Source organism: Archangium sp. (assembly GCF_036277355.1).
In the GTDB taxonomy this organism is placed as follows: domain Bacteria; phylum Myxococcota; class Myxococcia; order Myxococcales; family Myxococcaceae; genus Archangium.
The window spans coordinates 13,473-25,114 of sequence record NZ_DASUNC010000064.1; the positions used below are offsets into that span (position 1 = coordinate 13,473).

At 65.3% G+C, this 11,642-nt stretch carries 13 protein-coding genes; 5 read left to right on the forward strand and 8 right to left on the reverse strand.

All coding sequences use genetic code 11. The annotated features are described in order from the left end of the window. The first annotated feature begins 135 nt into the window (after nt 1-135). The 5 genes from VFZ09_RS17300 to VFZ09_RS17320 all read left to right on the forward strand — a co-directional run bounded on the left by VFZ09_RS17300 (nt 136) and on the right by VFZ09_RS17320 (nt 3,053). On the forward strand, nt 136-684 hold the full coding sequence (locus tag VFZ09_RS17300; RefSeq protein ID WP_329728689.1) for a hypothetical protein: 549 nt from the start codon (nt 136-138) through the stop codon (nt 682-684). Between the two features lie 55 nt (nt 685-739). Next, complete coding sequence (locus tag VFZ09_RS17305; RefSeq protein WP_329728690.1) at nt 740-868, forward strand: hypothetical protein; 129 nt, start codon at nt 740-742, stop codon at nt 866-868. Then, nucleotides 865-1,614 (forward strand): hypothetical protein, encoded by a 750-nt coding sequence (locus VFZ09_RS17310; RefSeq protein WP_329728691.1) that lies wholly within the window; start codon nt 865-867, stop codon nt 1,612-1,614. Before VFZ09_RS17305 ends, VFZ09_RS17310 begins: the two co-directional genes overlap by 4 nt. Nucleotides 1,615-1,834: 220 nt before the next feature. Further along, nucleotides 1,835-2,416, forward strand: coding sequence for a DUF1080 domain-containing protein (locus tag VFZ09_RS17315; RefSeq protein ID WP_329728692.1), 582 nt, complete (start codon nt 1,835-1,837; stop codon nt 2,414-2,416). 346 nt (nt 2,417-2,762) lie between these two features. After that, nucleotides 2,763-3,053, forward strand: a complete 291-nt coding sequence (locus tag VFZ09_RS17320; RefSeq protein WP_329728693.1) for a hypothetical protein — start codon at nt 2,763-2,765, stop codon at nt 3,051-3,053. Between the two features lie 124 nt (nt 3,054-3,177). Here VFZ09_RS17320 and VFZ09_RS17325 read toward each other — a convergent pair whose 3' ends face one another. The 8 genes from VFZ09_RS17325 to VFZ09_RS51630 form a co-directional block, all read right to left on the reverse strand. Then, a complete protein-coding gene (locus tag VFZ09_RS17325) occupies nt 3,178-4,674 on the reverse strand; it encodes a pitrilysin family protein (RefSeq protein WP_329728694.1) in 1,497 nt (498 codons plus the stop codon). Then, entirely contained in the window at nt 4,674-6,083 is a 1,410-nt protein-coding gene (locus VFZ09_RS17330; RefSeq protein WP_329728695.1) for a pitrilysin family protein, read from the reverse strand. Before VFZ09_RS17330 ends, VFZ09_RS17325 begins: the two co-directional genes overlap by 1 nt. Before the next feature lie 187 nt (nt 6,084-6,270). Further along, nucleotides 6,271-7,191, reverse strand: a complete 921-nt coding sequence (locus VFZ09_RS17335) for a hypothetical protein (protein ID WP_329728696.1) — start codon at nt 7,189-7,191, stop codon at nt 6,271-6,273. Nucleotides 7,192-7,410: 219 nt separating this feature from the next. After that, entirely contained in the window at nt 7,411-8,199 is a 789-nt protein-coding gene (locus VFZ09_RS17340; protein WP_329728697.1) for an Imm49 family immunity protein, read from the reverse strand. Nucleotides 8,200-8,250: 51 nt separating this feature from the next. Continuing rightward, nucleotides 8,251-8,820, reverse strand: a complete 570-nt coding sequence (locus VFZ09_RS17345; RefSeq protein ID WP_329728698.1) for an imm11 family protein — start codon at nt 8,818-8,820, stop codon at nt 8,251-8,253. An 11-nt stretch (nt 8,821-8,831) separates the two neighbouring features. Beyond that, nucleotides 8,832-9,758: an AHH domain-containing protein gene (locus tag VFZ09_RS17350; protein ID WP_329728699.1), complete on the reverse strand. Its 927-nt coding sequence runs from the start codon at nt 9,756-9,758 to the stop codon at nt 8,832-8,834. 14 nt (nt 9,759-9,772) lie between these two features. Beyond that, complete coding sequence (locus VFZ09_RS17355; RefSeq protein WP_329728700.1) at nt 9,773-10,237, reverse strand: DUF4150 domain-containing protein; 465 nt, start codon at nt 10,235-10,237, stop codon at nt 9,773-9,775. Nucleotides 10,238-10,295: 58 nt separating this feature from the next. Beyond that, entirely contained in the window at nt 10,296-11,630 is a 1,335-nt protein-coding gene (locus tag VFZ09_RS51630; protein WP_414640710.1) for a TIGR02270 family protein, read from the reverse strand. Nucleotides 11,631-11,642 lie beyond the last annotated feature (12 nt).

An 11,642-nucleotide genomic window follows, 5' to 3' on the forward strand; every position in this document is an offset into this window, starting at 1 on the left:
CGGTGTGCGTACGGCGCGTGTCAGTGGAAGGCGCAAGTGCGTACGCCGCGTGACGTGGGGGCCCGGGAAAGTGCCCGCGTGGCCCGGGGTTGCCGTATCCCGGGCCGGTGCATGGAGGTTGCAGGGAGGGGAGCCATGTCCGGATTGCTGGGAGTGATGACGGCCCTGGTGATGACGGCGATTCCGCCGGGAGGGGGTGCTCCCGAGGAGCCGGTGCCGGGTGATGGCTGGGAGGGACGGACGTACGTGGGTGTGGCGGTGCCGCTGGCCGCTGACGGTTTCGCGCTGGAGGCCGAGCAGGAGCGGGACGACGGGTTCTCCGTGACGCTGGGGCTGCGCGTGGGCTTCAACCTGGGGAAGTGGATTCCCGTCTTCGAGGATGGGGCGCCCGACTCCCTGCGGGTGGGCATCGAGCCGGGTGCCCGCTTCTATTTGAAGGGCCCGGTGCTGGAGGGGTTGTGGGTGGGCCCGCGGCTCGAGGTGGTGCACGCGTGGCGCACGCAGGCGGTGTGGCAGGTGGGCGGCGCGGTGCTCTCGGGCTACAGCTTCCGGTTCGGCGATGGCTTCACCGTGCAGGCCGCGCTGGGCCTGGGCGCGCTCTACCGGCCCCCGATTCCTGGCTTCAGCCTGTGGACCGTGCGCGTGGCTCCGCGTGCGCAGCTGTCGCTCGGCTGGTCGCTGTGATGGGGCGGGCCGGGACCTGAATGTGTCGAAGAACGGCTATCATGTCCTGGTGCGGATGAACGGCCGCGCTTACGACGCATACACTGGAGCGGCCGGCATGCCGTGGGCGGAGTACCTGGGCCGGTTGGGCGCACTCTCGGACATCACCCAGAAGGTCATTGAAGTCCTGCCGGAGACGCCATGAGTCCTCCATCTGGAGCAAAGCCTGTCGTCCCCTTGCTTGACGTGTTGTTGCGCATCCGCGAGGACATGCGGAATCGCACATCGGGACCGTGTCTCTACATCGGCATGCCCGATGTGGACCGCATGGCGTGCTTCATCGGGGGGTATGGATGGTGTCTTCACCTCCTCGGGGTCGACGAAGGCCCGGATGCCTTGTTTGGCGAGTGGCTGCTCTTCATCAAGAAAGCCTGGCCGGGCGAGGGCTGGGAACCCGCCTATCTGGAGGAGTTCCACGGTGATCACCGGCGCGCCCTGCTCAAGTACCTGGACTTCGTCGCCGAGTTCCGCGCCCTTCCTCCCGAGGCCCTGGCGTCCATCGAGTGGCGTGGCAAGGGCGAGCATCCCTCGGTCCGGGTGCCATCCCTGGTGCCCGTGAATCCACCCCAACCCACGCTCGACATGCTGCTGGGGGTCCGTCAGGAGATCGGTGACAGGCAAGGACGGCTCTTCCTGTTCATCGGTCCCATCGAAGTGAAGCGGATGGCGGGCTTCATCGATGGCTACCGGTTGTGTCTGGCCCTCGCGGGCGCTCGCGACGAGGAGTACCCCCGCTTCGAGCTCTGGCTCCAGGAAGCGAAGGGTGTCCCCGCGGGACAGGACTGGACACTGCCGTTCCTCCAGGCCTGTCAGGGAGACGCGGAACGGGCCATCCGCCGGCTCCTCGAGTGTGTCGTGGAGTTCCGCTCGCTCCATCCGTCGTCCAGGTGAACGAATCCCTCCGGCTCTGCCGTGAATCCGACGCCTGGAGTGTCCTTCACTCCCCCCTCCCGCCGTTTGTCGTCACCCCCGCCCGCCGTTGCTTCAGGGTACGGCAACAGCAGACGGGGGGTTTTTCATGCAGTCCATTCCGCCTCATGCCGAGGACCAGGCCACGCGACAATCCCATCCGGGGCTGGGCCCTGAGGCCCCCCTTCACCCCGAAAGGCTCATGGACTCCTTCGACACCCTGTCCTTCGACACTCCCGGCGCCTGGGCCATGGCGGGCGAGGGCCGTTTCCTCCCCGCCGGCCCCGGTCTCCTCGAGTCCGAGGGCGGCTCCGGCCTCCTCTGGTACACCCCCTCGGAGTTCTCCGACTTCCGCCTCCAGGTGGACTGGCTCGCCCACTCCGTCGAGGACAACTCGGGCGTCTTCTTCCGCTTCCCCACCGCCGAACTCGCCCGCAGGCAGCCCGATTGGAAGGCCGGTTTCGAGGTGCAGATCGACGAGCGCGGCGTGGACCCCGAGCACGAGACCCGGGGCCGTCCCCGCATGGGCAGCCCCCTGCACCTCACCGGCGCCCTCTACACGCTCGCCCCCGCCCTGCTGAAGGCCTCGCGGCCCCTGGGCGAGTGGAACTCCTTCGACATCCTCGCCCGAGGCCTGGAGCTGCGCGTCGTGCTCAACGGCGTCGAGGTGTGTGTCTTCACCGCGCCCACGCACAAGCCCCGCTCCGGACGCATCGGCCTGCAGGCCCACCACGCGGGCTCGCGCGTCCGCTTCCGCGCCCCCCGCATCCAGCGGCTCACGTAGCGCGCGAGGCCTGCTTCTCCACGTACTCCTGCATCTTGTCCAGGGTCTGCCAGCCCGATGGCGATCGGCGCGGCCACCGGCGGCACCCGCCCCGCCAGTCCGCACACCAGGGACAGGCGCGCCAGGGGGTTGTTCTGGCGCTCGGCGCCCACCTCCTTGGAGGGCCATCGAGGCGGCGGGGCCCTCATGGGCGCAATCTCCCACGCGCCGGGTTCCTCGTGCACCCGCCTGGCGAGCGGGCGCCCGTCCCTCCCCGGGAAGCTTGGAGCGTCCCCGGTGCGCCCCACATTGAACCTCGGAGGGTCGCGCAACCCCGCGCGTCCGCATTCCACGAGGAGCCTTCACCATGGCCGACAATGAGAAGCGGAGGAAGTACGACCCCGTGCACCCCAAGGAGCGGGAAGACGAGAAGCCTCCCTTCTCCCCCGATCGGGTCGAGCGCGGTCTCGAGGCCGATGACACCCTTCCCCTCTACGCCGCGGACTCCATCCACGGCACCCGCGAGCAGAAGTTCGCCCTCGACAGCGATGCCGAGGTCGGTGGGTATGTCCCGGACATCCGCAGCCCCATCGACGAGGCCGATGAGGAGATCCGCATCCTCCGCGGACAGGAGGAACGGGACAAGGAGCAGGACTGACCCGGTGACGCCCGGGTTCCCTCACGGTGGGGAACCCGGGGGACAGGCACCCTCACCCCGGGGGGCTTGCCCCCCCTTTGAACGACGGGGGGCTCCTCTCCCGGGGGGAGAGGGGAGAGTGGGGTTACTTCTTCGCTGGAGGTGCCACCGGCTCCCGGGCCACCAGCTTGCCCAGGTTCATCGGCCCCACCTGCTCCTGGATGACCGCCGGGTCTCCCACCAGCACCACCTGCATCGCCGCCGGGCCCAGGTACGCCTCCGCCACCCGCTGCACCTCGGCCGGCGTCGCCTTCTCCAGCCCCTCCACCGTCCGCGCGAACTCGTCCATCGGCCGGCGCAGGAAGAACAGCGACGCCGCGCTCGAGCCCAGTCCTTCCACTGACTCGAACTCGCCCGGAATCGCCCGGATGAGGCCCTCGCGTGCCGCCGCCAGCTCCTTCTCCGTGATGGGGCGCTCCTGAATCCCCTTCATCTCCCCGAAGAACTCGCCCAGCGCCGGGCCCGTCACGTCCTTGCGCACCGCCGATGACGCCGTCAGCGGCCCCACGCCCAGCCGCGCGTCCGCGCTCGCTCCCGCTCCGTAGCTGTACCCCTTGTCCTCGCGCAGGTTCATGTTCAGCCGGCTGCCGAAGAAGCCGCCGAACACCGTCGTCGCCAGGTCCAGCGCGTACTCGTCCGGGTTGCCCACCGCGATGCCCGGCCGGCCCACGACAATCATGGTCTGGTCCAACCCCGGCTTGGGCACGTACACCACCTGCTGCCTCGGCGGCGCCGCGGGCGTGGGCGGAACCGGTGGAGGCATGGCGTTGGCCTTCCAGTCGCCGAAGTACTTCCGGGCCAGCCCCACGGCCTCGTCCAGGGTGATGTCCCCCGTCATGACGAGCGCGGCGGCCTTCGGGCCCACGCTCTTGCCGTAGAAGGACTTCACGTCCTGGAGCGTCAGCGTGTCCACCGTGGCCGGCAGTCCGCTCACCGGGTGCCCGTACGGGTGCTCCGGGCCGAACACCGCGTCCAGGTACGCCTGCTGCGCCAGGAAGCCCGGGCTGCCCATGGCGCGCACCAGCTCGGCCAGCTGCAGCTTCTTGCGCCGCTCGAAGTCCTTCTGCGCCAGGTTCGGCTTGCGCACCACGTCCGCCAGCAGCGCCAGCGCCGCGTCCGCGTGCCGCTTCAGCACCCGCGTCCCGACGAAGGCCCCATCCGGGTTCACGCTCACCGCGGGCGACACCCCGAGGTCCTGGAAGGCCTGATCCAACGCCGTCGTGTCCTTCCCGGCCGCGCCCTCCAGCAGCATCTTGTACGTGACGTCCGCCAGGCCCCCCTTGCCCTTCGGGTCCTGCGAGCCTCCCGACGCGAACGCCACCCCCGTGTACACCAGCGGCAATTCCTTGCGCGTGCTCACCAGCACGGTGAGCCCGTTGTCCAGCTTCGCCTGCTCGAACTTCGGCAGCACCAGCTCGGGCGGCTCGCCGGGCTTGGGCGGCTGCTCGCGGAAGGCGTTGGGGTCTTCCCGCGGCGGAGCCGGCGTCTCGGGGGGCTTGGGGGCCTCGGGGACGGGCTCGGGGGCCGTCTTGCAGCCGGTGGCGAGCGCCAGCACGGACAGGGCGATGAACAAGCGGCGCATCAGTGGGTCTCCTTCGCGGCCGAGATGGGGCCCTTCTGCGCGGGCACGGCGTGCAGCACCACGCGGGCATTGGGCTCGAGGTACTCGCGGGCGAAGTCGCGCACCCGCTCCGCCGTCACCGAGTCGTACCGCCCCAGGTCCTCGTCGAGGTAGCCCGGGTCTCCCGTGTAGTGGTTGTAGCTCTGCAGCACGTCCGCCTTGCCGCCGAAGCCGCCCACCGACTGCAGCCCCGCCAGCATCTGCGTCTCGAAGCGCGTGCGCGCCCGGTCCAGCTCCTGCTGGGTGATGCCGCCGCGCCGCACCTCCTCCAGCACGGCGTCGATCTCCTGGACCAGCGCGTCACTGGACACGCCGGGCCGGGCTGTCGCCTCGATGAAGAAGACGGACTGGGCCCCGAGGCTCAGCTCGGTGGAGCTCACGCTCTGCGCCAGGCCCTTCTCCAGCACCAGGCGCTTGTAGAGGCGGCTGGACTTGCCGGTGGCCAGCGCGTTGGCCAGCATGTCCGCGGTGGCGTCCTGCTCGGTGAAGTACGGCGGGGTGAGCCACGCCATCGTCACCTGCGGCAGCGTACCCACCGTCTCGTCGTGGCGGATGACCTTCTCGTGGGAGATCTTCACCGGGGCCACCGTGGGCTTCACCGGCTTGGGGCCGCTGGGCAGCGTGCCGAAGTACTTCTCGATGAGGGCGCGGGCCTCCTGGGGATCGAAGTCCCCCACCACCGCGAGCGTGGCGTTGGCCGGCGCGTACCACGTGCGGAAGAAGGCCTTCACGTCCTCCACGGTGGCGGCGTCCAGGTCCGCCATCGAGCCGATGACCTTGCCGTGGTACGGGTGGGGCGCGGGGAAGAGCGCCTTCCAGAGCTTCTCCTGGGCGAGGCCGTAGGGGCGCGTCTCCACGCCCTGGCGCCGCTCGTTCTTCACCACCTCCTGCTGGGTGCGCAGCTTCTTCTCGTCGAGCGCGTCCAGCAGGAAGCCCATCCGGTCGCTCTCCAGCCACAGCGCCGTGGCCAGGTGGTTGGTGGGCACCGTCTCGAAGTAGTTCGTCCGGTCGTAGTTCGTCGTGCCGTTGAGATCGTTGGCCCCGAGCTGCTCGAGCATGGCGATGTGCACGTCGTCGGGCACGTGCTTGGAGCCCTGGAACATCATGTGCTCGAAGAGGTGCGCGAAGCCGGTGCGGCCGGGCTGCTCGTTGTAGGCGCCCACGTGGTACCAGACATTCACCGCCACCACGGGCAGCTTCTTGTCCTGGGCCAGGATGACTTCCATGCCGTTGGGCAGCGAGTACTTCTCGTAGGGGATGGCCAGTGCCTCACGCCCGGGGGCCAGCGGCTTCGCCTCTTGCTGCTGCTGCTGGGCGAAGGCCGGTAGGCCGAGGGCGAGGACGGCGGCGGTGATGAGCGCTTTCTTCATGCGGTGTAGGTGCCTCCTCCTCGGTTACGGAGGCAACCGCTTAGCACGTGCCTCGTTCCTCGTAGAGCGGGAATGCCCCCGGGAATCGGGTTTCGGGCACGGGGTTGTTTTACACCCCGTTACCAGGAGTGCCCGGGTGGTCGTCTCTTGCGTCTTCAAAACGTGCGGCGCCAGAAGACGAAGGGGCTCATGAGCGGGCGGTCGTGATGGGGTGGGCTTGGGGTGGTCGCCCGAGCAGCACGGCCGCAACACGCCTCGTGTCCGAGACGGAGCAGACGATGGCGCGTTCGGGAGGCGTGTCTTTCTGGACAAAAGAACTGATCGCCATGCAGACGGCAACCGGGCCACTTGCCGCTCCAATTTCCCCAAGGGACTCACATGGCAGGACGAAGCGGCACTGGTTGAAGTCGATGTGTTGGTTCAGTCTCACCTGCGCATGCCCCCAGGTATGGGCCTTCCACTCCTCTCCGTTGAGGTCAAGCAGAACCTCTCCTCGAAACGGCTCTTCCAGGACTGGCCCGAGCACGCTGCGCTTCAGCATCTCCGCCAGCGCGAGCCCCAGGCCCGGCGCGCTTGGTTGTTTCTCGTTGAGAGGGCCATCTAATGCGACCGCCTCGATGTGCGCACCAATGGTCGCGCCTCTCGCGCGTGCCGAGGATTCAGATTCGAGCAACAGACAGGCCCCCGCTTCTCCTGGCATGGCTCCGGTCTGGCGCGTGGGGGTCTTCAATCGTCTGTGTTGGGCGAGCCAATCCAGGCTCAGGGGATCGATGTAGGAGTCCGCCCCGAGGATGACGACACGATCCAGGCGGCGTGTCGCAAACTCGGCTTGGGCAAGCTGGACGGCTTCGGCCAGACCACAGTGGCCGCTTCCCAGTGCTCGCACGAAATTGTTGGCCACGGGAATACCGAGCAGGTCGATGAGCGGCCGTGCGTAGAACTCCAGGAGTGCTTCCGGTTGCGTCTCAAGAGACCAGAAAAACCGCTCCCGATCGATGATGGGCGCCAGCACGATAAGGCCGGTGCGGCGCCAGAAATCGAGCGAAGATGGGGAGGGGAGCGCTGAGGCATGCAGCATGTCCTCGAAGCTTCCCGCGGCCAGCCTCACCCAGGCACCTGCCTGAAAGAAGCCCTCCGCGTAACAGCTCGCAGGGTACCCCTTGGCGGGTTCTGCTCCACCCTCGCCATCCTCTACCACGCACCCGACCAGTGGTTGAGGACGGGAGATGCCTGCCCTCATCGCCGCGCAACTGCCCACCACTCCGTAGCCCAGGGCACTCACCATACCTAGAGCCGTGACGCAGGTTCTCATCTGGCGTGGTTCCTCTTAGCTGAGGTCGTAGTAGGAGGCGATGTGCCTCCAAGCATCCGGTGGTGGAAGGCGCGCCCGGCTCAGCATGCGAGCAACAGATGGCGCGAGAGGATGGTGCTCGGCTGGAGAGAGTCCGGCCTGCTCGGCGAAACGGAGCAGTGCCAACAGTTCCACCCAGAGACGGCTGGTGGTGGGAACGTCGTCCGGTGGAATCCGTTCGCCCTCGAGGCTTTCATGGATGTCCTTCTCCCGTTCCTCCACGATGCGTGCCAGTGAGTCATCGAAGAGCTTCTGATCGACAGTCAGATAGGAGCGGCATAGCCCCAGCCGTGGATCCCCTGCTCCTTGGAGCACCTCTTCATAGCGCCGCAGCAGCGCTTCGAGCCGCTCCCGAGGTGCTTGCTGGGCGAAGCGATTCATGAGGAAAAAGGCATAGAGGAAGTCATCCTCGTACTCCTCTCCCTGGTGCCAGCTCTGGCGTGAATGGCACGCGATGGCGGTCGCGGCCTCGCGATCATTGCAAGCGACGGCATCGAAGAAGGGTTCAGAGCTACTGGTGCGCTTGAGCTCGTCACCCACGCCCTCCAGGAAGAACAGGAAGGCTCGGGCGCTCTTCGAGAGATCCTCGAAGAAGGCATCCGGAAGTCCGCTCAGGAAGAGTTTGCAGATCCCCATGCGCCGATACTGGGTACAGAACGCCAGCATCTGCGCATGAGTGACCTTCCGGCGGATGACGGCCGGGTAGGCGTCCTCCAGGGAGATGCCGCACGACTTCTCGATCATGAACAGAGGGGTCCCGTACATGGATGGCTCTCTTCCAGCAGAGGCCCAAGGCAACCGAAGGGTTGTCGCCCACTAGGCGGATTGTTCCAGCTTCGTCAGGTACACGTTGGTCGGGTTGAGCTTGCGCAGTTCATCCACGAGCTGATGGCTCAGCACGCGGACATATGGGTCTTCCTTGATGCGGAAGAAGCCAGGGGCGGAGTGCAGCTTTTTGGGATCGAGGACGATCTTCTCGACTTCGACGATCTCCCCTTCATCGTAGATGATTTCGCTCTTCTCCAGATCGAGGCAGTCGAAGGTCCCCAGCGGGTTGATGATGAAGTAGTCGGTGCTTGCCACACGCTTCTTGTGGTCGTAGAGCGTGAAGGGTAGGCACTCCATGGGGACGCCCGTGCGTTCGAACACTTCCTTCATGCCACGCTCCACCACCAACAGGTTGGTGACGGTGGCGAGCAGGGAGGCGAGCTTGATGCCGGGGGACTCCTTGCGCATGTACCATTTGGCATCCTGCGGGTATTTATCCCCCATGGCGATGCCTTGAGACATCCGGTACTTCAACATGTTGGTGCCTTCGGGTTCGCCGTAGAGCACGCAATAACCGGGGTCGACTGCGGGGCTCATGTTGATCGAGAAATAGTCCATGATGTCGAGGGCTATGATTTTGGGCGTAGGAGCGGGGGCAGCGCAGATATCGCCTCTCCTGGGTTTTCATTGCCGAACTGGGTGACCTTGGCGTAGCAGTGTTGCGAGAGGACCTCCAACCGTTTCTTGGAGAGTTTGATGACGGGCCATGGGTCGCAGTTGGTTTGGCGCTCCCGGTCGCATGTGGCTTTGTACGAGTCGATGATGCTGTCCAACCGTGTCCTGACGTTCTGATTGTATTCCCTATGATTGAGCTTTGAGCCCTTCTCTTTGACGATTGAATCGTCTTCCAGGACGAGGTGGCGCGGCAAGTCCAGGACGCGCGCGACCTCTGTGTCCATGGGCAGGAGGATGACGTTGATGTGGTGATTGACGTTATACTCGGCGTGCAGAAGTCCTTCCCTCACGAGTTGACGGCAGTCATCCTCGGCGATTTCGTTGATCACCGTATTGAGCGTTCCCTTGGGGATTAGGTGGTGCGCGTTGTTCCAGTAGGGCCAGGTCCAGGTTGTGAAGTTCTTGCCCTGCGGGATGCCCTTACCCACTGCATCCGTCGCATTGGAGCGGAGAGGGCCCGAGACGTACCAATCTCCCTCTTCTGGGAGTTTGATCCTGTCGCTGTATTGAGTGGGCGAGGGGAAGCGTGACTTCCTCTTCGTGGTATATTGGGAAGTAGGTAGGAATCCAGAGGTGACTCGAGGATTCTTCTCAAGGTATTCGTTGGCCTTCTCCTGAGTAACGGTGGGATTCTTGTCGTAGACGCCTTGGCGCGCTCTGCGGGACTCGCGCACAGCCTGCCAGCGATAGGTGCAACTGCAGGCATCATCGTACCGGGTCGAGTGACCTGTCAGGCATGCACCACCCTCTTCGGTGCCATTGATTTGCTTATGGAGTTTCTCATCTGCCTCGCTGGGAAAGTGTTTCGGCGTCTTGGCCATGGCGCGTCCCTCCTCTAGACCTTCTCCTTGCAAGCCAGGCAGTTGCACCCGTTCTGGGTGTTCTTCATCGCGACGACAGGAGGTTGAATCAGCGGGAAGGGCGGCGTGTTCTTGTTGTTGTGCAACATGAGGTCAAAGGCCCGCGCGACGTTCTTCCCCTCGACCTTTACATCGAACGAGTAGTTGACGAATTCCGCTTTGCCTTTCGTTTTGCTGGACGCAACCCCTCCTCCAGCCGTCCCAGCTTCATCTCCCGTGCTGGTGCTGAAGTTGGAGTCCTTGAGGCAGATCGGTTTGCCCTCCACCGACACTGTCTTGCTGCCCTGAGCGGTATCCGCCGAGCGAGCGATGTTCGGGTAGGGGATGGGAATGGGGCCCCCGGGGCTCGGCGTCTTGCAGACATCCGGGAAAGCCACCGTCGTGCCGTTGGTCTCCTTGTGGACGACCGACATATTGTTGACTCCCACCGTCGTACTCATGGCGCCTCCGTTTCGTCTTCAGGCCTACGAGCTGAGTTCAAACCCTGGGCTCATGATGTCATGACCGCATCCAATCCGCGAAGGGACCCATGGGAATGCTCCTTTCCGGTCGTTCCCAAGCCGTCCGTACTTGCATCCGTTGGATGTGGGTGAAGTCTTGCGTCTCGATCTGATGCTGACCATGGCTTCGGATGGCCAGCTCCAGTGCGAGTACGGGTCTTCGTCGCATCGGCAATTGCTCGAGCCCATCCAGCAGGCGCTCGAACGAGAAGGGCTGACCACACAGGTAGCGAATGTCTCGACTGAAGTTCTTTTGCGCCTCGGCCCACCAGGCCTCGATGGCGGCTGGCTCTGGCAGGACCAGCTCTTCGTCTGGACCCGGGAGCAAGTCCGCATCCAAATCCTCATCCTCCAGCGCAACAGGTTCTTCACCAGTCTCTTGATCCCGCTCGCGCACCATGTGCCCCTGGAGTGACAGCCCGGTGATGGAGCAGAAGGCCTCGGCTGCGACTCCTGCTAGCGTTGGGTCTCTCAGCCAGCGCAAGCTGGCCTGGGCCGCGGCCAGCCGGCCACTGAAACCGAGAGCCCAGAGGACGCTCCGCTGGAGTGCTGGCACCGCGAGTAGTTCCAGCAGCTGCTCAAGGTCGTGCCGATCTCCTCCACAAGCCAGCGCTACCCGGGCGACGTGGCCAGCGGCGTCTGGCGCACTCGCCCATTGCCGGCACGAGGTCCACGCTGCCTTGAGTCCCAGGATGAGACCTGTCTCAAGGCCAGCCTCACGTACCGGAGGCTCTGGTGACGCGAGTGCTTGCCGCACGAGATTCGCGTCTACCTCTGTTGGCCATAATTTAGCGGCACGGAGTGCGGCTGCCTTCACCTCTGGGTCAGGGTGTGACAGTAGCTGAGCAAATGGCGTGCCCGGGTGGGTACGGCGGAAGCGGAGCACTTCTAGAACCGCAGATTGAAGACCCGGTTCCTTTATTGCCAAGAGCGGCCGAAGTACATCCGAGAGTCCCGTGCACTCACTCATCTGCAGAGCACGTTGAAGGCTGGCGCGGTTCGTCTCCTCTCCTTCTTCGGAGAAGTGCTCAAGAACACACGGGACGTCCTGTCCCTCTCCCGGGGAGAGAAGGACGAAGCCCGCAGCGCGAATACGCTCTCCGTCATCCTCTTCCAGGGTCGGCTTCAAGAGTCGGGCCGCCACGCGTCGCCCACCCGCCACCAGTGCATCAAGGTGCGCACGCAGCCGCCCTTCTTCCCCTTCGGCTACCTCCTTGAGCGTATGGGAGGGGGCTTTCAGCCTGTTTTCCCACTGCGTCCAAAGGAAGCTGGCCTCACTCAGGTGCTCTTCCAGCACATCCCACCGCAGGCTGCGATCGGGGCGTGAGAACATTGCTACTCCTGG